Origin of the sequence: Marinobacterium sp. BA1 (assembly GCF_041155135.1) — a bacterium.
Taxonomy (GTDB): domain Bacteria; phylum Pseudomonadota; class Gammaproteobacteria; order Pseudomonadales; family Balneatricaceae; genus Marinobacterium; species Marinobacterium iners.
Window position 1 is genome coordinate 3742722 of record NZ_BAAFHC010000001.1, and the last position, 24858, is coordinate 3767579.

The 24858-nt window shown below is 55.2% G+C and carries 22 protein-coding genes and 4 tRNA genes; 19 read left to right on the forward strand and 7 right to left on the reverse strand.

Annotated elements, in window-relative coordinates:
- Positions 1-14 precede the first annotated feature (14 nt).
- Positions 15-839: a peptidoglycan DD-metalloendopeptidase family protein gene (locus ACAM29_RS18015; protein ID WP_369624960.1), complete on the forward strand. Its 825-nt coding sequence runs from the start codon at positions 15-17 to the stop codon at positions 837-839.
- Positions 840-902: 63 nt separating this feature from the next.
- Positions 903-1952: an RNA polymerase sigma factor RpoS gene (gene rpoS / locus ACAM29_RS18020; protein WP_091826898.1), complete on the forward strand. Its 1050-nt coding sequence runs from the start codon at positions 903-905 to the stop codon at positions 1950-1952.
- Positions 1953-2008: 56 nt separating this feature from the next.
- On the opposite strand, the gene fdxA is transcribed toward rpoS, so the two are convergent.
- Together fdxA and mutS are read right to left on the reverse strand one after the other, a co-directional pair.
- Complete coding sequence (fdxA, locus tag ACAM29_RS18025; RefSeq protein WP_091828131.1) at positions 2009-2332, reverse strand: ferredoxin FdxA; 324 nt, start codon at positions 2330-2332, stop codon at positions 2009-2011.
- A 56-nt stretch (positions 2333-2388) separates the two neighbouring features.
- On the reverse strand, positions 2389-4989 hold the full coding sequence (mutS, locus tag ACAM29_RS18030; protein ID WP_369624961.1) for a DNA mismatch repair protein MutS: 2601 nt from the start codon (positions 4987-4989) through the stop codon (positions 2389-2391).
- A 116-nt stretch (positions 4990-5105) separates the two neighbouring features.
- Here mutS and ACAM29_RS18035 point away from each other — a divergent pair, with 116 nt between their 5' ends.
- The 14 genes from ACAM29_RS18035 (at position 5106) to ACAM29_RS18100 (ending at position 17371) form a co-directional block, all read left to right on the forward strand.
- On the forward strand, positions 5106-5582 hold the full coding sequence (locus ACAM29_RS18035) for a CinA family protein (RefSeq protein WP_091828134.1): 477 nt from the start codon (positions 5106-5108) through the stop codon (positions 5580-5582).
- Positions 5583-5671: 89 nt separating this feature from the next.
- A complete protein-coding gene (recA, locus tag ACAM29_RS18040; protein WP_091828129.1) occupies positions 5672-6715 on the forward strand; it encodes a recombinase RecA in 1044 nt (347 codons plus the stop codon).
- 70 nt (positions 6716-6785) lie between these two features.
- Positions 6786-7250, forward strand: a complete 465-nt coding sequence (locus ACAM29_RS18045; protein ID WP_369624962.1) for a regulatory protein RecX — start codon at positions 6786-6788, stop codon at positions 7248-7250.
- A 158-nt stretch (positions 7251-7408) separates the two neighbouring features.
- Positions 7409-10003: an alanine--tRNA ligase gene (gene alaS / locus ACAM29_RS18050; RefSeq protein WP_369625157.1), complete on the forward strand. Its 2595-nt coding sequence runs from the start codon at positions 7409-7411 to the stop codon at positions 10001-10003.
- Positions 10004-10062: 59 nt separating this feature from the next.
- Positions 10063-11298: an aspartate kinase gene (locus tag ACAM29_RS18055; protein WP_206836204.1), complete on the forward strand. Its 1236-nt coding sequence runs from the start codon at positions 10063-10065 to the stop codon at positions 11296-11298.
- A gap of 185 nt (positions 11299-11483) precedes the next feature.
- Positions 11484-11672 carry a carbon storage regulator CsrA gene (gene csrA, locus ACAM29_RS18060; RefSeq protein ID WP_354470474.1) on the forward strand — a complete coding sequence of 63 codons (189 nt, stop codon included), beginning with the start codon at positions 11484-11486 and terminating at the stop codon, positions 11670-11672.
- Between the two features lie 64 nt (positions 11673-11736).
- Positions 11737-11824: transfer RNA gene (locus ACAM29_RS18065), tRNA-Ser, on the forward strand.
- Positions 11825-11828: 4 nt separating this feature from the next.
- Positions 11829-11905, forward strand: a tRNA-Arg gene (locus ACAM29_RS18070).
- 31 nt (positions 11906-11936) lie between these two features.
- Positions 11937-12013, forward strand: a tRNA-Arg gene (locus ACAM29_RS18075).
- Between the two features lie 21 nt (positions 12014-12034).
- Positions 12035-12111 (forward strand) — tRNA-Arg (locus tag ACAM29_RS18080).
- A gap of 65 nt (positions 12112-12176) precedes the next feature.
- Positions 12177-13637 (forward strand): tRNA uracil 4-sulfurtransferase ThiI, encoded by a 1461-nt coding sequence (thiI, locus tag ACAM29_RS18085; RefSeq protein ID WP_091828126.1) that lies wholly within the window; start codon positions 12177-12179, stop codon positions 13635-13637.
- Positions 13638-13986: 349 nt separating this feature from the next.
- Positions 13987-14229, forward strand: coding sequence for an OadG family protein (locus ACAM29_RS18090; RefSeq protein WP_091828125.1), 243 nt, complete (start codon positions 13987-13989; stop codon positions 14227-14229).
- Between the two features lie 44 nt (positions 14230-14273).
- The gene (gene oadA, locus ACAM29_RS18095; RefSeq protein WP_369624963.1) at positions 14274-16058 is read left to right on the forward strand and encodes a sodium-extruding oxaloacetate decarboxylase subunit alpha; all 1785 of its coding nucleotides are present in this window, start codon (positions 14274-14276) and stop codon (positions 16056-16058) included.
- A gap of 11 nt (positions 16059-16069) precedes the next feature.
- Positions 16070-17371, forward strand: a complete 1302-nt coding sequence (locus tag ACAM29_RS18100; RefSeq protein ID WP_369624964.1) for a sodium ion-translocating decarboxylase subunit beta — start codon at positions 16070-16072, stop codon at positions 17369-17371.
- Between the two features lie 74 nt (positions 17372-17445).
- On the opposite strand, the gene ACAM29_RS18105 is transcribed toward ACAM29_RS18100, so the two are convergent.
- The gene (locus ACAM29_RS18105; protein WP_369624965.1) at positions 17446-18378 is read right to left on the reverse strand and encodes a histone deacetylase family protein; all 933 of its coding nucleotides are present in this window, start codon (positions 18376-18378) and stop codon (positions 17446-17448) included.
- Positions 18379-18706: 328 nt separating this feature from the next.
- Between ACAM29_RS18105 and ACAM29_RS18110 the strand changes: the two genes are divergently transcribed.
- Complete coding sequence (locus ACAM29_RS18110) at positions 18707-20320, forward strand: response regulator (RefSeq protein ID WP_206836189.1); 1614 nt, start codon at positions 18707-18709, stop codon at positions 20318-20320.
- On the opposite strand, the gene ACAM29_RS18115 is transcribed toward ACAM29_RS18110, so the two are convergent.
- The 4 genes from ACAM29_RS18115 to ACAM29_RS18130 all read right to left on the reverse strand — a co-directional run bounded on the left by ACAM29_RS18115 (position 20317) and on the right by ACAM29_RS18130 (position 24028).
- Complete coding sequence (locus ACAM29_RS18115) at positions 20317-21858, reverse strand: cryptochrome/photolyase family protein (protein ID WP_369624966.1); 1542 nt, start codon at positions 21856-21858, stop codon at positions 20317-20319. The genes ACAM29_RS18110 and ACAM29_RS18115 overlap by 4 nt on opposite strands.
- 82 nt (positions 21859-21940) lie before the next feature.
- Positions 21941-22255 (reverse strand): hypothetical protein, encoded by a 315-nt coding sequence (locus ACAM29_RS18120; RefSeq protein ID WP_091828120.1) that lies wholly within the window; start codon positions 22253-22255, stop codon positions 21941-21943.
- A gap of 9 nt (positions 22256-22264) precedes the next feature.
- Complete coding sequence (locus ACAM29_RS18125; protein ID WP_354406798.1) at positions 22265-23596, reverse strand: FAD/NAD(P)-binding oxidoreductase; 1332 nt, start codon at positions 23594-23596, stop codon at positions 22265-22267.
- A gap of 195 nt (positions 23597-23791) precedes the next feature.
- The gene (locus ACAM29_RS18130; protein WP_206836180.1) at positions 23792-24028 is read right to left on the reverse strand and encodes a hypothetical protein; all 237 of its coding nucleotides are present in this window, start codon (positions 24026-24028) and stop codon (positions 23792-23794) included.
- An 86-nt stretch (positions 24029-24114) separates the two neighbouring features.
- Here ACAM29_RS18130 and ACAM29_RS18135 point away from each other — a divergent pair, with 86 nt between their 5' ends.
- Both ACAM29_RS18135 and ACAM29_RS18140 read left to right on the forward strand, forming a co-directional pair.
- Entirely contained in the window at positions 24115-24654 is a 540-nt protein-coding gene (locus tag ACAM29_RS18135) for a hypothetical protein (RefSeq protein ID WP_369624967.1), read from the forward strand.
- Complete coding sequence (locus tag ACAM29_RS18140; protein ID WP_369624968.1) at positions 24647-24835, forward strand: DUF4113 domain-containing protein; 189 nt, start codon at positions 24647-24649, stop codon at positions 24833-24835. The genes ACAM29_RS18135 and ACAM29_RS18140 overlap by 8 nt, the downstream gene beginning before the upstream one ends.
- Positions 24836-24858 lie beyond the last annotated feature (23 nt).

Genomic DNA, 24858 nt, shown 5'->3' on the forward strand with positions numbered 1-24858 from the left:
AATGGGAGACCCTGTTGCCGAATCCTCTGCTGCTCTGGCTGATATCGCTATTGCTCCTGCTGCAGGGATGTTCGAGCGGCTATGCTCCCGTGTCCGAGCGCTCTCTGGGTGCGCGCAGCGAGGCCAGAGGCCCTGCGCCTGCCAGCTATCGGGTCCAGCGCGGTGATACCCTGTATTCCATTTCGTTTCGTTATGGGCTTGATTACCGCGAAGTTGCCCGCTGGAACGGCATCGACAGTCGCTACTTTATATACCCGGGGCAGTCGCTCACGCTGAGGTCGCCCGGCGGCTCAAAGGCCGCATCCGGCTCGACAGCTGCACCCAAGCCCTCAAGTCCAGCTCCGGCTGCCTCAACAACAACGGCGCGAACCGTAACCAACACCAACCGCTCAGAAGCGACTGCCCGCACCCCTTCTTCCAGTCCAGCACCATCCAAGCCTTCTTCCGCCAGCTCCGGAGGTAACGGTGCCGTCAGTTGGCAATGGCCGCACAAGGGCAGAATCATCAGTCGTTTCGGTGGTGGAGAACCTGCAAACAAGGGCCTGGATATTGCCGGTAACGCCGGTGAACCCGTCAAGGCCGCGGCCGGTGGCGAAGTGGTCTATGCCGGAAATGGCTTGTTGGGTTACGGCAATCTTGTGATTCTTAACCATAACCAGCGCTATCTGAGTGCATATGCGCATAACAGTCGCATTTTTGTGCGTGAGGGTGATAAGGTTAAAGCGGGTGAGAAAATTGCCGAGATAGGCAATACGGGGGCAACGCGTACGATGCTTCACTTCGAGATTCGCCGTGACGGGAATCCGGTGGATCCATTACGATATTTGCCCAAACAATGATAAAAACAATAATGATGGCCATGCAGAGATGATCTGATCATCTTGACTACCTGGGGGTGAAAAATGGAAACCGTAGGTAAAGGTACAGAATACCGCGTGTCAGCCCAGAGCAACGATGCTGAGTTTGATGACACTGAAGACCGCTACGATGAAGAAGAAACGCTCAATGTTGCCGATGAAGACAGTGATGACGCTGACAGCAGCGAGTCTGAACCGCCAGAGTTTCTGAACAGCGGGCGCGGCAGAGGTTCCATGGCGCATCAGGACCTGGTTAACGCCAAGTCGCTGGATGCAACTCAGCTTTATCTCAACGAGATCGGCTTTTCGCCATTGCTGACAGCGGAAGAAGAGGTTTACTTTTCCCGGCGTGCACTCAAGGGAGACGAGGCCTCCCGGAAACGGATGATCGAGAGCAACCTGCGTCTGGTGGTCAAGATCGCACGGCGTTATATCAACCGTGGGCTGACACTGCTTGATCTGATCGAAGAGGGTAACCTCGGCCTGATTCGCGCGGTGGAAAAATTCGATCCCGAGCGGGGCTTCCGTTTTTCGACCTATGCGACCTGGTGGATTCGACAGACTATCGAACGCGCCATCATGAACCAGACACGCACGATTCGCCTGCCGATACATGTAGTGAAAGAGCTGAACGTGTACTTGCGGGCTTCCCGTGAGCTGGCACAAAAGCTGGATCATGAGCCTACAGCTGAAGAGATCGCAGCACTCGTTGACAAGCCCGTCGCGAATGTAGAGCGGATGTTGGGATTGAACGAGCGTGTCAGCTCGGTAGATATCCCGGCTGGGCAGGGAGCTGACAAGCCTCTGCTGGATACGATCCCCGATCTGGATGCGCTTGATCCCGAAACGCTGTTGCAGAACAATAACATCAGCGGCAATCTCAATCGCTGGATGGAGATGTTGCCTGAAAAGCATGCCGATGTACTGTCGCGTCGCTTCGGTCTGCGCGGCTATGAAATGAGCACGTTGGAGCAGGTCGGGCAGGAAATTGGCCTGACGCGTGAACGAGTACGTCAGATTCAGGTTGAAGCTCTGCGCAAGCTGCGTGAAATTGTAGAGAAGAACGGTCTGAGCGGAGAAGATCTGCTGCAGTAAAAATGTGCCGGTATGGCGACCGGCACATTTTTCAAATATGAGCGCTTCAAGCCCCGCTAGCGCTCCAGATACTGGAGCTTGTCCGGCTCACCATTCCATTTGTCCGCATCAGTGAGTGGCGCCTTGCGCTGATTGATATTGGGCCATATTTCGGACAGCTCCGTGTTCAGCTGAAAGTAAATTTCCTGCGCATCGCTCAGGTCATCCTCGTGCAGAATGGCGTCGGCTGGGCACTCCGGCTCACACAGTCCGCAGTCGATGCACTCGTCCGGGTGAATCACCAGAAAGTTTGGTCCTTCGTAGAAACAATCCACGGGACATACCTCGACACAGTCCGTGTACTTACAGCGGATGCAGTTCTCGGTCACGATATAGGTCATGGATCAGCTCCGGTTGATCATTCTGTTTGCAGTATAGTGCCCCAGCGTTGTTTGTCTCATTGCAGCAGCTGCTTGAGGTTGTAAAGTGCCTCAAGTGCCTGACGAGGTGTCAGCTCATCCGGTTGCAGCTCGCGCAGCTGCAGCTCGGCAGCAGAGGGGGCTGCGGTCACAAACAGGTCGTTCTGAACCGGGCCGTTCTGGCTTGTTGCAGGTGGCTCGGGATTTCGGGCCGGTTGGCAGGCGCTGCTGCGGCTGTCCTGCTCCAGCAGTACCAGCTTGTCACGAGCCTGACGGATGACCTGTGCCGGAATGCCGGCCAGCTGAGCAACCTGCAGGCCATAGCTCTGGCTGGCCGGGCCCTGCTGTACTTCGTGCATGAATACAATGTGATCATTGTGCTCGACGGCGGTCAGATGCACGTTATCGACGCCCGTCGCCTGCTCGGGCAGGGCGGTAAGCTCAAAGTAGTGGGTGGCAAACAGGGTGAAGGCATTAACTTCACGGGCGAGATACTCGGCACAGGACCAGGCCAGTGACAGGCCATCAAAAGTGCTGGTGCCCCGACCCACCTCGTCCATCAGCACCAGGCTGCGCTCGGTGGCATTGTGCAAAATGTTGGCGGTTTCGGTCATTTCGACCATGAAGGTAGAGCGTCCGCCAGCCAGGTCGTCCGAAGAGCCCATGCGGGTAAAAATCCGGTCGACAATTCCGATTCGGGCAGCCTGAGCCGGTACGTAGCTGCCAATATGTGCCAGCAGCGTGATCAGTGCAGCCTGACGCATGTAGGTGGACTTGCCGCCCATGTTGGGGCCGGTGATGATCAGCATTCGCCGTTCTGGGTGAAGCTCCAGGTCATTGGCTACAAACGGAGTGTCCAGCACCGCCTCGACCACCGGATGACGGCCGCCCTCGATACGAATGCAGGGCTCCTCAACCAGCTGCGGCCGCTGGTATTCAAGGGCGGCGGCACGGTCGGCCAGAGTGTTCAGTACATCCAGTTGAGCCAGTGCCGAGGCGGATTCCTGCAAAGGCCCGAGTTCGGCTGCCAGCGTTTCAATCAATTCATCATAGAGTGCTTTTTCCCGTGCCAGAGCCTTGCTTTTGGCGCTCAGAGCCTTGTCCTCAAACTCTTTCAGTTCCGGCGTGATGAAGCGCTCGGCATTTTTCAGTGTCTGGCGGCGGATGTAGTCTGCCGGCATGTCGATCGCCTGTGCCTTGGTCACTTCGATATAGTAACCATGCACCCGGTTATACCCCACCTTGAGTGTGGCGATATCGGTGCGTGCACGCTCGCGCTGTTCCAGCTGCAGCAGATAATCGCCGGCGTTTTCACTGAGGCCGCGCAGCTCGTCCAGCTCGGCGTCGTAACCGGTGGCAATCACACCGCCGTCGCGGATTACGACCGGCGGACCATCAATGACTGCACGTTGCAGCAATTCGGTCATCTGAGGGAAGGTGGCAATTGAGCTGGCGAGCTGCTTGATCAAGGGTGCATCAGCGGGCTGGACCAATAGCTGAAGATCCGGAAGTGAAGCCAGTGCGTTGCGCAGGCGTTCCAGATCTCGTGGGCGGGCAGAGCGCAGGGCGACACGGGACAGAATACGCTCCATGTCACCGATCAAGCGCAGCTGCTCACTGATATCCTCACTGCGGCCTGGCTCAATCAGCCAACGAATCGCATCCTGACGTCCCTCCAGTGTGACGCGGTCACGCAGCGGACGGTGCAACCACCGGCGTAACAGGCGGCTGCCCATCGGCGTACGGCACTTGTCCAATACCGAGGCCAGCGTATTGCTGCGACCGCCTGACAGGTTCAGATCCAGCTCAAGGTTGCGCCGTGTTGCGGCATCCAGAATCACGGCTTCGTCATGCTGCTCTACCTGAATACGGCGGATATGGGGCAGTGTGCTGCGCTGCGTATCACGAGCATACTGCAGCAGGCATCCGGCTGCGCTGATCGCCAGGGGCAGATGGTCACAGCCGAAGCCGCTCAGATCACGGGTATTGAACTGATCACACAGCAGACGTCGAGCGGTGTCAGGCTCAAACTCCCAGGGCGGGCGGCCATGACTGCCGGGACGCTTGCCAAGCAGCTGCGGCAGACCGGAGTCGTCTGGGTAGAGCAGTTCGGCAGGGCGTAGCCGTTCCAACTCCGCTTGCAGAGCATTATGTCCCTCTATTTCAAACAGGCTGAAGCGCCCCGAGCTGATATCCACCATTGCCAGCCCAAATTGTTCACCCTGTGTGCTGATCGCCATCAGGATATTGTCCTGATGCTCATCCAGCAGTGCTTCGTCACTCAATGTGCCGGGGGTCACAATGCGAACAACTTCGCGTTTGACTGGCCCTTTGCTGGTGGCAGGGTCTCCGACCTGCTCACAGATCACCACCGACTCACCCGCCTTGACGATACGGGCAATATAACCCTCGGCTGAATGATAGGGGATGCCTGCCATCGGAATCGGCTCACCGGCTGATTTGCCCCGTGCCGTCAGTGAAATATCGAGTAGCTGGGCAGCCTTTTTGGCATCGTCATAGAACAGTTCATAGAAGTCACCCATGCGGTAAAACATCAGCTGGTCCGGGTGCTGAGCCTTAATGCGTAAATATTGCTGCATCATGGGAGTATGTTGGGTGTTCGGTGCTGCCACTGACATGCTGTTTGGGTCGTCCTGTTGTCCGGGGATTGAATCGATCACCGTGCGGGGTTTTAATGTCAGGATTGTACGTGAATCGTGGCGGCCTGCGTAGTCGCCCGCTTGGAGTTGGATTGATGAAAAACCTTGCACAAAAGGTAGGTGAAACACTATTGCAGAAAGGTATCAAACTGGCGACGGCCGAGTCCTGTACCGGAGGGTGGGTGGCACAGGCGGTGACAGCTGTGCCCGGCAGTTCAGGCTGGTTTGACTGCGGTTTCGTGTCCTACTCCAATACGGCGAAGCAAAAAATGCTGGGTGTGGATCTCGACGTGCTTGAACGCAACGGTGCCGTGAGTGAGTCGGTGGTAGCGCAGATGGCCGAAGGTGCTTTGCACAACAGCGAAGCCGATATTGCTGTCGCCATCAGCGGCATCGCCGGCCCTGAAGGTGGCACCGAAGATCGTCCGGTGGGCACTGTCTGGCTGGCGTGGGCCATTACGGGTCACCCCACAGTAACCTGTCTGAGTTTTTTCAATGGCGATCGCGATGCAATTCGTCAGCAGGCAGTGGAGCAGGCCCTGGAAGGGATTTTGGCTTACCTGCCACAGTGAGGCATTGAGTGGTTGCATTCTGCTCAGGTTGTGAAATAATACTGTTCAGACATACAGTATTTTAACCACCCGGCTAAAAAGGTTTACCGATGGACGCTAACAGAAAGAAAGCGCTGGATGCGGCACTGTCGCAGATTGAACGTCAATTCGGCAAGGGCGCAGTTATGCGCATGGGCGATCAGCCGCGTGAAGCGATCCCTGCGGTCTCAACCGGTTCACTGGGGTTGGATATCGCTCTTGGTATAGGCGGTCTGCCCTTTGGCCGCGTGGTTGAGATTTATGGTCCGGAATCTTCAGGTAAAACCACACTGACGCTGCAGGTCATAGCCGAAGCCCAGAAGCAGGGCAAGGTGTGTGCATTTGTGGATGCCGAACATGCATTGGATCCGAACTATGCCGAAAAACTGGGTGTCGACGTGGATGCCCTGCTGGTCTCCCAGCCGGATACCGGTGAGCAGGCGCTGGAAATTACCGACATGTTGACACGTTCTGGGGCGGTCGATGTGATCATTGTGGACTCGGTTGCGGCACTGGTACCCAAGGCCGAAATTGAAGGTGAAATGGGCGATTCCCATGTCGGTCTACAGGCGCGCCTGATGTCTCAGGCACTGCGTAAGCTGACCGGCAGTGTAAAACAGTCCAACTGCCTGCTGGTATTTATCAACCAGATTCGTATGAAAATCGGTGTAATGTTTGGTAACCCCGAGACCACAACCGGGGGGAATGCACTCAAGTTCTATGCCTCCGTACGCCTGGATATTCGTCGCATCGGTGCGGTGAAGCAGGGCGATGAAATTACCGGTAACGAAACCCGCGTCAAGGTTGTAAAAAACAAGGTGTCACCACCCTTCCGCCAGGCCGAATTTCAGATCCTGTACGGTCAGGGCATCTACCATATGGGTGAAGTGATTGACTTGGGTGTACAGCAGGGACTGGTGGACAAGTCTGGTGCCTGGTATGCCTACAAGGGTGACAAAATCGGTCAGGGTAAAGCCAATGCCGCCAAATACCTGGAAGAGCATCCGGACATCGCGCAGGAAATCGAAGCGGAAATCCGTGCTCAGCTTCTGAGTGTGCCTCAGCCAAAGGCTGCACAGGAACAGTCGGAAGAAGCCGGTCAGCTGGATCTCTGATTCAGGCATACGGCAGATGATTTAACAACAGGGGCCTTTGTGGCCCCTGTTGTCGTTATGGAGTCTTATCATGGCCAGGTTACTGGAAACTGAAGCTGAGCTGCGCAATGCAGCGTTTGCGCTGCTGGGGCGGCGAGAGTACAGCCGTGCCGAAATGGAGCAAAAGCTGGGGCGTCGCTGTGAAGATGCTGAACTGTTACGGCAGGTACTGGATCAGTTTGTGGCAGATGGATATCAGAGTGATGAGCGCTTTGCGCATGTTTTTACCCGCAGCCGTTTTGGCTCGGGCTACGGTGCCATGCGGATCAGGCAGGAGCTGCGTCAAAAAGGTCTGGGGCCCGAACTTATCGAGCAGGCACTGGAAGATGAGTCTCCAGACAGTTATCAACAGGCGTTGGAGTGTTGTCAGAGACGTTTTGGTAATCAGCCACCCGCTGATCCAAAAGAGTATGCACGCCGCATGCGTTTTCTGGTCAATCGTGGATTCTCGTTCGATGACGCCAAACGCGCGATAAAGTCTGAAGGAAGTGAGTGAATTCAGGCGTTGCAGGGCAGAAAAGCTATCGTACATTTTTTGTTCGCGTTATATACTTGTCCGCTATTTTTGCGTACATATGACCGCCGTTCCTGCAACTGGGCGGGCGGTCCTGTCGTGCCAACCAGTACAGACGCAACGGACCTTATATGAACTACATGACAAGTGCGGAAATCCGCCAGGCATTTCTTGACTACTTTAACCAGCAGGGGCATGAAATCATTGCCTCGAGTCCGCTGATTCCGGGTAATGACCCTACACTGCTGTTCACCAATGCGGGTATGGTTCAGTTCAAGGATGTGTTCCTCGGCTCTGACAAGCGTCCCTACTCCCGTGCCACGACTTCACAGCGCTGTGTGCGTGCAGGTGGCAAGCATAACGACCTTGAAAATGTTGGTTATACAGCGCGTCACCACACCTTTTTTGAAATGTTGGGCAACTTCAGCTTCGGTGATTATTTCAAGCGCGAAGCGATTCGTTTTGCCTGGGAATTTCTGACCAAGCGCCTGGGGCTGCCGGAAGAGCGCCTGTGGGTAACGGTTCATTATACCGACGATGAAGCCGAGAAAATCTGGAAAGAGGAGATGGGGGTTAACCCCGAGCGCTTCTCAAAACTGGATGAGGACAACTTCTGGGCCATGGGTGATACCGGCCCCTGTGGTCCCTGCACGGAAATCTTCTTCGACCATGGCCCTGATGTGGCTGGTGGTCCTCCGGGCAGCCCGGATGAAGACGGTGACCGTTATATAGAGATCTGGAATCTGGTGTTCATGCAGTACAACCGCTCTGCGGATGGCAGCATGGAGCCGCTGGCGCGTCCGAGCATCGATACTGGCATGGGGCTTGAGCGTGTTGCTGCGGTAATGCAGAACGTGCACAGCAACTACGAGATTGATCTGTTCCTCAACCTGCTCGCTGCTACCGCCAAAGTGCTTCGTCTGGATGATACCGACAGCAAATCCCTGCGCGTGATCGCAGACCATATCCGTTCATGCGCTTTTTTGATTACCGATGGTGTGTTGCCGTCCAACGAAGGTCGCGGCTATGTGCTGCGCCGCATTATGCGTCGTGCCATCCGCCACGGTAATAAACTGGGTGCAAAAGAGCCGTTTTTCCATAAGCTTGTAGCGCCTCTGGTCAAGGAGATGGGCGAGGCCTATCCCGAGCTGGCCAAGCTGCAGGACCAGGTTGAACGTATCCTTCTGAAGGAAGAGCAGCAGTTTGCCAAGACCCTTGAGCATGGCATGCAACTGCTTGAGCAGGCGATCAGCGGCCTCGAAGGCAATGTGATCCCGGGTGAAACCGTTTTCCGTCTGTACGATACCTACGGCTTCCCGGTTGACCTGACAGCTGATGTGGCGCGTGAGCATGATCTGAGTATCGATATGGAAAGTTTCGAGCGTGAAATGGATGCTCAGCGCGAGCGTGCTCGTGCCTCAGGCCAGTTTTCGGTCGACTACAACGAACAGATCAAGCTGGAGGGCAGCACGGCGTTCAACGGCTATGACAGCCTTGAAGACCGCTCTGAGGTAATCGCACTGTTCCGCGAGGGCGAGGAAGTGAATCAGCTTTCCGCGGGCGAGAGCGGCGTAGTGGTTCTGAAAAATACCAGCTTTTATGCCGAATCCGGTGGTCAGGCGGGTGATCAGGGTGTGTTGCGCTGGGATCGTGGCCAGTTCACTGTCCGCGACTGTACCAAAGAAAGCGGTCACCACCTGCACCATGGTCAGCTTGGCGAAGGTGTGCTGCAGGTTGGGGATCAGGTTGTAACAGAAGTTGACATGGCCAAGCGTCAGGCAACGGCGCTGAACCATTCAGCGACACACCTGTTGCACGCAGCCCTGCGCAAGGTGTTGGGTGATCATGTGCAGCAGAAGGGCTCTTTGGTGAATGCAGAGCGCCTGCGCTTCGACTTTGCCCATTTTGAGGCGATGACAGCCGAGCAGATCCAGACGGTTGAAACCTTGGTCAACGACCAGATTCGTGCCAATTCGGCGGTTGAAACCGAGCTGATGCAGCTGGAAGCCGCCAAGGCCCGGGGGGCCATGGCTCTGTTTGGTGAAAAGTATGACGACGATGTCCGTGTTCTGACCATGGGCGAAGGCTTCTCGGTAGAACTGTGTGGCGGCACTCATGCCCGTCGCACCGGTGATATCGGTTTGCTTAAAATCGTCGCTGAGAGCGGTATTGCCTCGGGTGTGCGCCGTATTGAGGCCGTCACCGGGGTTCAGGCGCTGAATTGGGTTAACAGCAACGAACAGGCACTTGGCGAAATCGCGGCCCTGCTGAAGGGTTCGCGTGAGAACGCGCTGGAAAAAGTGCGCGGTCTGAACGAACGCGCACGTCAACTGGAGAAAGAGCTTGAGCGTCTGGCAGCCAAGCTTGCCAGTGCTCAAAGTGGTGATCTGCTTAGCCAGGTACAGGACGTAAACGGTATCAAGGTGCTGGCTGCGAAGCTGGAAGGTGTTGAGCCCAAGGCGTTGCGCGACACACTTGATCAGCTTAAGAACAAACTGGGCAGCGGTGTCGTGGTTCTGCTGACTGCACAGGATGACAAGGTCAGCCTGATAGCCGGGGTGACCAAGGATCTGACCGGTCAGATCAAGGCAGGTGACCTGGTGCGTGAGCTGGCCTCACGGCTGGGTGGTAAGGGGGGCGGGCGCCCAGACATGGCGCAGGGTGGAGGCACCGATGTAAGTGCTGTTCCCGCTGCGCTGCAGGCGGTGCCCGAACTGGTTGCGGCAAGCCTGTAACTGAAAATACAGGCGCCTGCCGGTGTTCAATGCACCGGCAGCCGGATGGAAACACTGAAATGGCGTTATACGTACAGAAATACGGCGGCACTTCGGTCGGCTCTGTGGAGCGCATCGAAGCGGTGGCCGAAAAGGTCAAGGGCTTTCGTCAGCAGGGGCATGACGTGGTTGTTGTTGTATCCGCAATGAGCGGTGAAACCAACCGACTGATTGCGCTGGCCAACGAGATCCAGGAGCGTCCTGATCCGCGTGAAATGGATACGCTTGTGTCTACCGGTGAACAGGTGACCATTGCACTGCTGTGCATGGCGCTGAAAGCCCGTGGCGTGGACGCCCGTTCCTACACGGGAGGTCAGGTACGCATTCTGACTGACCAATATCACACCAAGGCCCGCATCCAGGATATCGAGACAGACCGTATACGGTCTGATCTGGACCAGGGGCGAGTTGTGGTTGTGGCAGGGTTTCAGGGTGTTGATCCTGAGGGCAATATTACGACTCTGGGGCGTGGTGGTTCCGACACGACGGGCGTTGCACTGGCAGCAGCGTTGAAAGCGGATGAGTGCCAAATCTATACGGATGTGGATGGTGTCTATACCACCGACCCGCGTGTGGTCGAAGGTGCGCGTCGACTGGAGAAAATCACCTTTGAAGAGATGCTGGAAATGGCCAGCCTTGGTTCCAAGGTGTTGCAGATTCGTTCCGTTGAGTTTGCCGGCAAGTACAAGGTGCCGCTGCGGGTGTTATCCAGCTTTCAGGATGGTCCCGGTACACTGATTACGATAGAGGATGATGAAACTGTGGAAAAGCCGGTTATCTCGGGTATAGCGTTCAATCGTGACGAAGCCAAGCTGACTGTCGTTGGTGTGCCTGATATTCCGGGCGTTGCGTCCCGGATACTGGGGCCAATCAGCCGTGCCAATATCGAAGTGGACATGATCGTGCAGAACATTGGTGCTGATCAGACCACCGATTTTACCTTTACAGTGCACAGAAACGACTATGATAAAGCACAGCAGGTGCTTGAGCAGGTTGTGCAGGAACTTGGCGCCCGCGAATGTGTCGGAGACAATAAGATCGCGAAGGTATCGATCGTAGGTGTTGGAATGCGCTCCCATGCGGGGGTGGCCAGCAAGATGTTTGATGCACTTGCAGGTGAAAATATCAACATCCAGATGATCTCAACGTCTGAGATCAAGGTATCAGTAGTGATCGCCGAAAAATATCTGGAGCTGGCAGTACGGGCGTTGCACTCGGCGTTCGATCTGGACTCTTCTGATACAGTCCGCGAGTAACGACAGTATCAGATGACGGCGGCCTGCATCTGTTCTATAGTAACGGCTGCAGGCCCCCAAGGCCTGAAACGGCCAGCGTCGCCATGATACCTGGATGGTCTAAGGACATATAAGGTGGAAGGGGCTGTGCTCGTTTCAGAAAAACCGGAACTCAGCACCCCAGGACTAAACTAAGGAGAGCCACAATGCTGATTCTAACCCGCCGCGTAGGCGAAACCCTCATGGTAGGTGACGATGTCACTGTTACTGTGCTTGGTGTAAAAGGCAATCAGGTACGTATTGGTGTTAATGCACCCAAGGATGTCTCCGTTCATCGCGAAGAGATCTATCAGCGTATTCAGCGTGAAAAGTCACAAGAGTCTGATCAGGAATAAGTTTTTCAAAATATTCCTTTTCTTTTTAAAATCAGTCTTGTAACATATGCGCCGTTGTTGACGAGGTGAGTTGGCCGAGTGGCTGAAGGCGCGCCCCTGCTAAGGGCGTATACCGCAAGGTATCGAGGGTTCGAATCCCTCACTCACCGCCATTGTGCGCCCGTAGCTCAGCTGGATAGAGTACCTGGCTACGAACCAGGCGGTCAGAGGTTCGAATCCTCTCGGGCGCGCCATTACTCAACAATGCTTTAGAAAAACATGTGTGCGCCCGTAGCTCAGCTGGATAGAGTACCTGGCTACGAACCAGGCGGTCAGAGGTTCGAATCCTCTCGGGCGCGCCATCTTTTCTTCCCCATCGGTATGCGCCCGTAGCTCAGCTGGATAGAGTACCTGGCTACGAACCAGGCGGTCAGAGGTTCGAATCCTCTCGGGCGCGCCATCCGTTTTTTACCCCTTCCCGATCAACCTGGTTACCCGACCCGAATCACAGATTCCGGAACACTCATGAAATTCATTGCCAAGCTTTTTCCCGAGATTACGATCAAGAGTCGTCCTGTTCGCCGTCGCTTGATTCAGCGCCTGCAAACCAATCTTCAAATCCTGCTGCAGCGTGTCGATGAGCGCGTCAAGGTCAGTGGTCACTGGGACAAAGTGGAGATCAGTTTTCCGGGTCAGGATATCGAGTTGAGTGCGCGTCTGGTTGATGAGATGCAGCGAGTGCCGGGCATTCAGTCGATCGTGGAGGTGCAGGAGTACCCCCTGGAGGACTTCGATCAGGTCTTTCAGTTGACACGTGATGCCTATGCAGAGCGCCTGCGCGGCAAAACCTTCAAGGTGCGAGTGCGGCGCAGTGGTGATCATGACTTTACCTCGGTTGAACTGGAGCGCTATGTCGGCGGCGGGTTGCGCCAGCATACCGATGCGGCTGGGGTTGATGTTCGCAACCCAGAGGTTTGGGTCGATCTGGAGGTGCGCAACGAGACCCTGTTTGTCGTTACGGCCATTCATCAGGGGCTGGGAGGCTATCCACTGGGGACTCAGGAAGATGTACTGTCGCTGATTTCGGGTGGTTTTGACTCGGTTGTGGCGTCATACATGACCATGCGCCGCGGCAGCAAAACGCACTTCCTGTTCTTCAATCTGGGTGGCTATGCCCATGAAATCGGCGTCAAGCAGGTAGCGCTGTATCTGTGGAAGCGCTATGGCGCATCGGCACGGGTTAAGTTCATCACGGTTCCGTTCGAGGAGGTGGTAGGTGAAATTCTGCAATCTGTTCATCACTCGCATATGGGTGTGGTGCTCAAGCGCATGATGATGCGCGCCGCTGACCGGGTCGCTGACCGAATGGAGCTGAACGCCATCGTGACCGGTGAGAGTGTGGCTCAGGTGTCCAGCCAGACATTGCCGAACCTGCGCCTGATTGATGAAAGCTGCGAGCATCTGGTGCTGCGTCCTCTTGTGACCATGGACAAGCCGGACATTATTGAAATCTCGCGCCAGATCGGTGCGTTTGATTTTGCCAGTGCCATGCCTGAGTACTGTGGTGTGATTTCTGACAAGCCTACAACCCATGCCAAGCGCGATCGGATTGAGCGCGAAGAGGCGGAATTCGATTTTGATACTCTTGACCGGGCGTTGGAGCAGGCCGAGATGATCAGTATTGACGAAATCGTAGAAAATCGTGACATCAATGCCGAGATTGAGGCGATGACGCGAGTCGAACCGAATCAGACGCTGGTTGATATCCGTCCCCCGCGCGAGCAGGAGCGCAAGCCGCTCAACATGCCTGGCTGTGATATTCGTATTATCCCTTTCTACAAGCTGGAAAGTGAATTCCCGAATCTGGAAACGGAGCGTGAGTACCTGTTGTATTGCGACAAGGGTGTAATGTCGCAGATGCATGCGCAGCATTTGCGCGAACAGGGCCACAACAACGTCAAAGTCTACCGTCCAGCCACTCATTGAGTGGCTTTTTTCTGCATCCTGTCTGTAAATTAGCCAAAAGGCTAATAGGTATTGTTCCCCTAAACGTGACATAAAAAGACTTATGTCGACATTATTGTCGCGCCAAGTGCTCTAAAGGCCTGTTTCTGTAAAAAAATTACAGATTGTCGACAATCTTGCAATGGCCCCCGGGGTCTGAGTTAGAATAGCTCAGGTTGATTGTGCATGTGTACCTGATAGTCTGAACGTTCAGGTGCATGCCGTCTGAGCATCTGTCTGTCGTTCTGGCTCTGCTAACCCAGTGAGCCGGGCGCGGCCAAAAGCCGCCGGCAGGCCAAAGGGTTTCGAATTACAACAGGAGCACCCACAGATGGATAATCTGTTCTCGGAAGGCCTCACATTGATGGTCTTCGGCATGGGTTTCGTCTTCGTCTTTCTGACGCTACTGGTGTTTATTACCAGCATCATGTCCCGGCTGATAGGCCGTTATCTGCCTGAACCTGCGCCCAAGGTCGTCAAAGCACGCCCCCAGGCTGCTGGCGTGCAGACCGGCAACAATGATGAGCTGATCGCTGTCCTTACCGCAGCGGTACACAAGTACCGCTCCAAGTGAGTCGGGTCAAAGAACAAGAACCTCTGATAGATAAAGGCTAACTCATGTCCGACGTAAAAAAACCGCTAGGCATTACCGACGTCGTCCTGCGTGATGCGCATCAGTCTCTGTTTGCCACTCGCATGCGACTCGACGACATGCTTCCGATTGCCGAGAAGCTGGACAAGATTGGTTACTGGTCCCTGGAAAGCTGGGGTGGTGCTACTTTCGACTCCTGTATCCGTTATTTGGGTGAAGACCCTTGGACACGCATTCGCGAGCTCAAGGCCGCCATGCCCAACACGCGCCAGCAGATGTTGCTGCGCGGTCAGAACCTGCTGGGATACCGCCATTATGCTGATGACGTAGTCGACAAGTTTGTTGAGCGTGCTGCCACTAATGGCGTTGATGTGTTCCGTATCTTTGATGCAATGAATGACCCTCGCAATCTTGATCGCGCCATCAAGGCGGTCAAAAATTGTGGCAAGCATGCTCAGGGTACCATCTCCTACACCACCAGCCCGGTGCACACCATCGAGATGTGGGTTGATTATGCCAAGACACTTGAAGATCTGGGCGCGGACTCCATCGCGATCAAGGACATGTCCGGCATTCTGACACCGTACAATGCCTTTGATCTGATCTCTCGTCTCAAGGCCCAGACCGGCCTTGAAGTTCAGTTCCACGCGCATGCGACAGCCGGTCTGTCAGACATGACCATCCTTAAGGCGGTTGAAGCTGGCGTTGATCGGGTTGATACAGCGATCTCTTCCATGTCCATGACTTATGGCCATACGGCCACCGAGTCAGTTGTTGCCGCATTGGCCGGTACGGATCGTGATACCGGTCTGGATCTGCTGGCACTGGAAGAAATTGCAGCCTACTTCCGTGAAGTACGGAAAAAGTATTCCAAGTTTGAAGGTTCGCTGCGGGGTACCGACTCCCGTATTCTGGTGGCTCAGGTGCCGGGCGGCATGCTGACCAACATGGAAAGCCAGCTCAAGGAGCAGGGCGCAGCAGACAAGTTTGACGAAGTACTGGCCGAAATCCCGCGTGTACGTGAAGATCTCGGCTACATTCCGCTGGTGACTCCGACTTCCCAGATCGTGGGTACTCAGGCGGTAATCAACGTACTCATGGGTGAGCGCTACAAGACCATCTCCAAGGAAGTGCAGGGGATTCTGAAAGGCGAGTACGGTGCTGCACCAGCGCCTTACAATGCCGAATTGCAGGCCCGTGTACTTGATGGCAAGGAAGCAATTACCTGCCGTCCGGCCGATATGCTTGAGTCGGAAATGGACAAGCTGACCACCGAACTGAAGCAGATTGCTACCGACAAGGGGATCAAGCTGGAGCAGGGCGAGCACGAAATTGACGACGTACTCACCTATGCACTGTTCCCTCAGATCGGTCTGAAATTCCTTGAAAACCGCGGCAACCCTGACGCCTTTGAACCTGTACCCACGCTTGAGGACGCACAACCCATGGCAGCCAAGAAAAACAACGGTCCCGAAGTTTATACCATCAACGTCAACGGCCAGAATTATGTTGTTCAGGTTACCGAAGGCGGTGACATCTCTTCCGTTTCGGCTGCTCCCGCTGCAGCGGCTCCTGCAGCTGCTCCCGCTGCCGGTTCAGGTGAGCCGGTTCCAGCACCGCTGGCAGGTAACATCTGGAAAGTTCAGGTAGCTGCCGGTCAGGCGGTTCAGGAAGGCGACGTGCTGGTGATCCTGGAAGCGATGAAGATGGAAACCGAAGTACGTGCTGCGCGTGCCGGTACCGTTGTGTCAGTTGATGTCAAAGAGGGTGATGCCGTTCAGGTCGGTGATTCCCTGCTGACTCTGGCCTGAGGTGGTACCGCATGGATAACCTGATTGAACTCTGGCAGGCCTCGGGGATATACAATATCTCTGTTGGTCAGCTGACGATGATAGTCATCGGCCTGGTGCTGCTCTATCTTGCGATCCGCAAGAACTTTGAGCCGCTCCTGCTGGTTCCGATCGGCTTCGGCGGTATTCTGGCGAATATTCCAGAAGCCGGTATGGCATTCTCGGCGGTCGAGAACGCAATTCACTTTGCCAAACCGCATGTGCTAAGTGAGCTTGCTTCCGTGCTGGGTGTGGCCGGTAACGATCCACACGCGATCACTGAGACGTATCACAGCTCCAATGCAAGCATTCATGCGGCTGCGAGTCTGGTTGCTCAGGATGCCGGTTATAGCAACGGCATGTTGTACAACTTTTACAGCATCGCAATTGCATCGGGTGCGGCACCGCTGCTGATTTTCATGGGTGTTGGTGCCATGACCGACTTCGGTCCGCTGCTGGCAAATCCGCGCACACTCTTTCTGGGTGCTGCCGCGCAGTTCGGCATCTTTGCAACCGTTCTGGGTGCTGTTGCTCTGAGTGCCTTCGGCATTATGGATTTCAGTATTCAGGATGCGGCGGCCATCGGTATCATTGGTGGCGCTGACGGCCCGACTGCGATCTATGTTGCCAGCATGTTGTCGCCCCACTTGCTGGGCGCCATTGCGGTCGCGGCATACTCCTACATGGCATTGGTACCGATGATCCAGCCGCCAATCATGCGTGCGTTGACCACTGAGGCCGAGCGCAAGATCAGCATGAGCCAGCTGCGTCATGTATCCAAGACCGAGAAGATTCTGTTCCCGATTCTGCTGCTGATTCTGGTCGCGTTGCTGCTGCCGGATGCTGCACCACTGTTGGGTATGTTCTGCTTCGGTAACCTGATGCGTGAGTGTGGCGTGGTTGATCGTCTGAGCGATACTGCGCAAAACGCTCTGATAAACATCGTGACCATCTTCCTGGGTCTGTCTGTTGGCTCCAAACTGTCGGCTGACAAATTCCTGGATATGCAGACGCTGGGTATTCTGGTGTTGGGTATCGTGGCCTTCGGTATCGGTACGGCAGCGGGTGTGTTGATGGCCAAGCTGATGAACAAGCTGCAGGGCGGCAATGCCATCAATCCGTTGATCGGTTCTGCCGGCGTCTCGGCGGTGCCGATGGCGGCGCGTGTTTCCAACAAGCTTGGCCTCGAAGCCAACCCGCAGAACTTCCTTCTGATGCACGCCATGGGGCCGAACGTGGCCGGTGTTATCGGCTCGGCGGTTGCGGCAGGTGTGATGATCAAGTTTGTCGGCTGACAATTGTCTGTGACATACCAAAAAAGGCTGCCTATCGGCAGCCTTTTTTGTTTGTGCGAGTGTCGTGTCTGGCGTCAGCCTTCTGAAAATCCGGCCAGTACTTCCAAGTGTGCCTGTACACTGAAGGCTAGCGGCACCGGGTTATATCCGCCCTCAAGGACAGACACGATTCGGCCCTGACAGTGGCGGTCGGCAAACGCTTTTATTTTCTGAGTGACCCAGCGGTAATCCTCTTCATCCAGATTCAGGTCTGCCATCGGGTCTTCCTTGTGGGCATCAAAGCCTGCCGAGATAAAGATCATGTCGGGCTTGTGCGCCTCAAGTGCCGGCAGCCAGCACTTTTCAATGGCATCATGAAACAGACTTGGATCGCTGTGAGCCGGTATTGGGCAGTTGATGATGTTGGCTCGATCGATTTCGTGATAGCGCTCCGGGTAGTAGGGGTGCTGGAACGTCGAACAGACCAGCACTTCCGGGCGGTCTTTGAAAATATCGACAGTACCGTTGCAGTGATGTACGTCGAAATCGAGAATGGCCACTCGTTCTATGCCTGCTTGCTGCAGTGCGTGGGCAGCGCCGATGGCAATGTTGTTATAGAAGCAGAAGCCCATGGCCAGATTGTATTCGGCGTGATGGCCCGGCGGGCGGACCGCACAAAATGCGTTTTCGGCCTTACCGCTCAGGACGCGATTGGTCGCAAGAATGACGCCACCGGCAGCCAGGCTTGCCGCCTTCAGAGAATCTGGACACAGGGCCGTATCGTCATCGGTATAGACCACGCCCGAGTCCGGCACTTTCATTTCCAGCCGCTTCTGGTGCAGGTGGTGGTGTGCGAGTAATATCTGCTCTTCAGTTACCTCAACAGCGGTCAGCTGATCCAGCTGATCCAGCAACCCGGTGCGTTGCAGTACCTTGTTAATGGCAACCAGCCGCACGGGGCTCTCCGGGTGTTCCGGCCCCATATTGTGCAGCATGCAGTCCTTGTGGGTGATAAATGCTGTTGTCATGGCTTTAGCATACTCCTCTACTGTCAACATTCTAGAGGAAAAGGCGTCCCGAGAGGCTTAGGCCTTGGTCTTAAGACGGTCTTTATCATGCGGTTAACCCAACTATTGATCGATGTCATGCCGTGCCGCCATCAGGTTCTTTATAGTGTCCACACAGCATAGAACTGTCTTCTGCACCGAGTGTTCTCACCCAACGCTCGGTGTTTTTTTATCCCCCTCCTCATTGCGTGAATACTTCTTGCGTGTGCCCATGCCCTGTATACTCATTGCTGATTGCCGGCCCTTGTGTGTCGGTACACAGTGTTTGGCATAGGGTGGATAGGCCACGGTGGCTTCACGCAAGGTAGATTACTCCGACAAGAACGTTTTGCTGATCGACAGCAGCGGTAACCTGCGCTCTACGATCTACTACATGCTGCGTGAGCTTGGCGTCAGAAACCTGAAAGCAACCACCGTGAACGAAAAAGTGTTGCAGCTGATCGAGGAGGAACAATTCGATATTATCCTGCTTGGTCATAACAGCAGTGACGCCGTGACGGGTATGCAGCTGCTTGAGGAAGCTCGCTTTCTCGGTTATATCCGTCCTACAGCTGGCTGGATCTTCATGACCAGTGATGCCTCACAGGAGGTGGTGCTTCACGCTATCGACAGTCGGCCTGATGACCTGCTGACACGCCCTTTTTCCATTGATGAGCTCAAGAGTCGGCTCGACCAGCTGGTGCTGCGCAAACAGATGCTGAGGCCGGTAGAGCAGTCGATTGAGGTGGGTGACCTTGAGGGTGCTGTCCTGGCCTGCGATGACATCCCTCGGCATGATCCCAACATTGACTATGCACGCCGTATTAAAGCCAACCTTTTGACTCAGCTGGGTCGAGCGGACGAGGCCTATGAGGTGCTTGAACCGATTTTCTGGCAAGACCCCGACAAGGATACGGGGCTGTGCATGGCGCAGGCATTAATTGGAATGCAAAGGCTGAGTGAAGCAGGCGATCTACTCGACAGTTTGATCGAGAGTTATCCACTGCTGATCGCGGCATATGATCTGCGCGCTCAAGTGCATGAAAAGAACGGTGATCTGGAACAGGCGCGAGAGACACTTAAAGTTGCGACCGCCAAGGCTCCGCTGGGTATTCCTCGGCAGATGGAGCTGGGGCGGGTTGCGACCCAGACTCGTGTGCTTGAACTGGCCGAAGGTGCTTACCGAAAATCGATCGTGCTGGGTCGGCGCAGCTGCTACCGCTCACCGGAGCCCTACCTGCGGTTGGCGAACATCAGGCGGCTCGAAATGAAAAGTGCAGATTCGCGGCGCCAGATCGAGCTGCGCAATGATATGGACTCCATTCTGAACAATGCCGAATACAACTTTTCCAAGGATCCTGCGCTGAAGGTCAGAACAGCCCTGTTGCGGGCTCAGGCAAGCGAGGATATGGGCGATCAGGAAGAGGCGCGGCGGTTGAGTGAGGAGGCTCAGCGCCGAAATGCTGCTCTCAGTCAGCCTTTGCAGCTTGAACGCGAGCGTCTGACCCTGTCGGGCGATCCGGTACCTGTGCTGGAACCGGAACCAGAGCACGACTCGGCCAGAGAGGCGCCTCGTCAGGTTCGTCGAGACCCGGAGATGAGCGACAAGGTCAATCGGCTTGGGGTCAAACACTACCTGGCCGGCAAGGGATCTCAGGCGATCCGCTATTTTGGTCTTGCCATCGAATATGATCCCGGCAATGTGCCGGCCCTGCTTAATCTGGCACAGCTGTTTCTTGAGGTTGCGCGGGATCAGGAAGCCAAACGAGACGAGCGCCTCAAAATGGTGGATCGCTACCTGCGTCTGACAGACCGCCTGCCACTTGAAGCGGTGGAAAAACTGCGTCAAAGCCAATTGAAAACCTTCCGTCGCATGCCGTTGTCCGAACTGCCGGAAGGCTCTCTAGGGGTGCTGCTGCGCTAGTCTGTCTGATCGAGCGACTTCAGAAATATACGGGCACTTTGCTGCAGCACCTGTTGTTGCTCTTCATCCATTTTGTGCAGCTGCCGGTAGGTCAGTCCAAGTCGCGGATTTTGGCTCAGCAATGACTCATGCCTCGCCATAAAGTCCCAATACAGGTAGTTGAATGGGCAGGCATCGGGTCCGGACTTGCGGCGTACGTCATAGCGACAGTGTTTGCAGTAATTCGACATGCGGTTGATGTAGGCGCCGCTTGCAGCATAGGGCTTGCTGGCCATCTCGCCACCGTCCGCAAAAAGTACCATGCCCAGTACGTTCGGCAACTCAACCCACTCGTAGGCATCGGCATAGACTTCCAGATACCAGCGGCTGACCTGTTCTGGGTCAAGCCCGGCGAGCAGAGCGAAATTGCCGATCACCATCAAACGCTGAATATGGTGTGCGTAGGCGTAGTCACGTGTTTGTGAAATGCACTGCTGCAAACAGTTCAAATCGGTGTCGGCACTCCAGAAAAACGAGGGCAACGAGCGGTAGGCATTCAGGTAATTGCGGCTGGCATATTCGGGCATATATAGCCAGTACAAGCCCCGAACATACTCACGCCAACCCATAATCTGGCGAATGAAACCTTCAACGGCATTCAAGGGAGCCTGCCCCTGCTGCCATCGCTCCTGTGCCGCCTGAATCACTTCCAGTGGATGGAGTAATCCCAGGTTGATGCTGGTGCTGAGCAAAGAGTGGTACAGCCAGGGCTCGTCTTGACGCATGGCATCCTGGTAGTCGCCAAACAGGGGGAGTGAGCTGTCCAAAAAATGTGATAGTTGCAGCAGGGCCTGTTCCCGTGTGACGGCATGGTTGAACGACTCAAGAGACCCGAAGTGCTGCCCGAAGCGACTTTCAACAAGTTTGATGACATCCAGCGTGATCTCATCAGGCATGAACTGAGGTTGTGTCGGCATGACTCTATTGGCCGGCAGCGGCTTGCGGTTTTCCCGGTCGAAATTCCATTGCCCGCCGGCCGGTTGGCCCTGCTCCATCAAAATGCCGTATTCCTGGCGTAACTGTCGATAGAAATACTCCATTCGCAGCTGCTTGCGGTCTTGAGCCCAGCGTCGGAAGTTATCATGGCTGCAGAGAAAACGATCATCCTCGCGAATATCAATCTGCCACTGCGGGTGCTGCTGCTGCCAATGTCGGAACTGATCCTGCAGGCGATACTCGGCCGGTTCCGTCAGTGCTACATGTCGGCAGCCTGAGCGAGCTAGTACGGATTCAATTTCGCTGAAGAAGCTGCCGCTGTTGTCCTGTGCATCCAGCGTAACGTAATGCACCTTGAAGCCCAGCAGGCGCAACTCACGGGCAAAGTGACGCATGGCAGACAACACCAATACCAGCTTCTGCTTGTGGTGGTGAACATAGGTGGCTTCGGTGGCCAGTTCACACATCAGAATCATATCCTGCTCAGGGGTCATATCCCTGAGACTGGAGATGTTCGGTGTTAACTGGTCGCCCAGAATCAGACGCAGGCAGGGGAGTGACATGCATACCTCATCGACAATTATTCAGTCTGGGGTACGCAGAAACTACCCGGATGGATTCCGGGTAGTTTCAAGCCGATCGTTCTCAGGAGGCTCGGCGCAGTACCGGGCTGAGCAGAAGGAAGCAGTAAATGGCTGCCCCGACAGCAACGGCCAGCAGCGACAGCCAATCGGTTGTTGTCGCAACATAGCTCAGTTTTGACATTGTCAGTGCGGGGGCCACCAGTGCAGCTCCAATGCCTACAACGACACACAGCAAGTATAGGAAGCCGGGTCTTGGTCCATGCTTTTTCCAGCCTGACAGCTGAGTCAGTACCAGCGGTACCAGCAGAAGCACCAATAACCACCAGTAAGGCTTGAGCGAGTAAAGAATAATCGTGATGACGCCTTCAAAAGTCATTGTTGCCTCCTACACCTGTCCGTTGAGCATGGCGTAATACGCCGGCTGCAGCATTTTTTCCTTCATTACCCACACTGCCCAGGACTCTTCGGTCGGGCTGATGAAGGGGAAGGATGGCATCAGTTCGCCGCCATAACCGAACTCGGCCAGCACGGCACGGCCAATTGAAGTAATCAGTGGGCAGGAGGTGTAGCCGTCATACTTCGCCAGCAGGGGCTGGCCCGCCAGATAGGACAGAATATTTGCCTCTGCTACGGGAGCCTGTTTCTTCACACTGGCGGCCGTTTTGCCGAAGGGAGTGCCGATAACATCGCCGACACCGAAAATCTCGGGGTAGCGGCGGTGTTGCAGATTGTACTGGTCAATCTCAAGCCACTGATTAGCCATGGGTCCTTCCTGCCAGGCCAGTTCACTCTGGCGTACTGCATCCGGTGCGCTCATTGGAGGAACGACATGGATAAAGTCATAGGATTCCCGTTTTGTCTGGCCATCTGCTGACGAGAACAATGCAGTTTTGCTGCTCGCATCAATACCGACCAGCGTGCGCTGATCGTGGAGGCCGACCTGTTGCTCCTGCCAGCGGTTCAGCACGAAATCGTTGTATACAGGTACTGAAAACACGCGGTTCTGGAATGGAGTAAAGAAGTCCACCTGGAATTGGTCACGCTTGCCGGTATCCTCCAGTCGTGACAGGGTGGTAAACGTCATTTTCAGTGGGGCGCCAGCACATTTGATGGCGGTATTGCTGAGGGTAAAAATGGCGCGTCCCGACCCTTTGCTGATCAGTGACTCGATCTGGATGTTGGTGGCACTGGCCGCAGCAGGGCTGGCGTAGACGCTACCGATACCCTTTTGGCCGATAAGGTCAGTACTCATGCCCTCAATATCGGTGTAGTTCAACTGGCAGCCAGTGGCGATGACCAGCAGGTCATATTCCAGTACCTGACCATTTGTCAGTTTGACCTTGCGTTGGTCTGGCATGAACTCGCTGACATCAGAAGGAATCCAGCTGACACCGGATGGCAGCCATTCAGCGGTACTGGTTGCGACCTTGTCAGTGGGCCAGAGGCCTGACGCGATCAGGGTGTAACCGGGCTGGTACAGGTGTTGTTGACGTTCACCTGCGATGGTGATTTTGGCGCCTGAAAGCGAGTTGTTGAGGCGATTGGCAATGGCGGTGCCTGCAGCTCCAGCACCAAGAATGACGATGCGTGCATTGCTGCCCTGACGAGCAAAGGCTGAGCCGAAGGGCAGAGCAGACAGAGCGGTTGCGCCTGCCCCCATCTGCAGAATTCGGCGGCGTCCGGGATTTTGAGGTACTGAAGCCTTAAAGGGGTGCATGGTTGCGCCTCCGTTATTACTTTTAATAATAAGTATATTACTTATAAAGTATACACAACGTAGCGCTTTGACAACCTGCGGCATACTGTCGCAGGTCAATGCAGTATAGACGGGCAAAAAAAATCCGCTCAGGCAAGCCGGAGCGGATGGAATAACAACAAACAACAGATAAGGAAAAACACCGAAGTGTCAGGATCAGGCAGCCGTTACTGCCTCCATCCGGCGGGCAGCGTCTGCCCCGATACGGCATCCGTATACGCCAACTTCACCCTTCCAGCGCATCCAAGTCAGAAATTCTGCGGTCTGAGACAGCAGCTTCGACAGTGCGCCGGGCTCAGCCTTGTAGGGCTGATCTGCATATCCCATGGCGATCAGCTCCTGCTGGATGCGGCGATCATCATTTGGAATACCGGTGTATTGATTGAATTTCATAACAACACTCCCCAAGCTTTGTGTGTTAGACATTAGTATTATAGTGACGTCTGCTGCGCTGCACAAGAGGGTGTTATGACAAGTGAGTGAATCTTCACTGGATCTATGCCTCCTGTGAGAAGCTATTCCGGCCTGACCTTAAATATTCTCCGGTTGTGGTGTTGTCGAACAACGATGGCTGCGTGGTAGCACGTTCGCCTGAGGCCAAAGCGCTGGGAATTGGTATGGCTGTGCCGTTTTTTCAGATTCAGGCACTGGCCCGGCGTTATGGGGTGGCGGTTTTCTCTTCCAATTATGCCCTGTATGCCGACATGTCAGCCCGAGTGATGAGTGTACTTGAAGACATGGCACCGGCAGTCGAGGTTTATTCCATCGATGAGGCTTTCCTTGATCTCACTGGCGTTAGTCACATTCATTGCCTTGAAACATTTGGTCTGCAAGTGCGCCAACGGGTCATGCGCTGGACAGGAATTGCCACCGGTGTTGGCATCGCACCGACCAAAACCTTGGCTAAGCTTGCCAATCATGCAGCCAAGCAGTATTCGGCCACAGGCGGAGTCGTCGATCTGAGCTGCCCCGAGCGCCAACGGCGCCTGTTGCGACGGGTACCGGTTGCAGATGTTTGATACACCGACGGCGTCCCCTGGCAGTCGAGAGCTGATGCAGGTGCTGGATCACATCAACCAAAGCGGTCGTGGGCAGGTGTTTTTTGCAGGGCAGGGCATGCGCACCGGGTGGGCGATGAAGCGGGAGCGGCTGTCTCCCTCTTACACCACGCGCTGGGAGGATATACCCTGTGTACGTTAGCCAGCTGAACTGAAGGTGTTGCG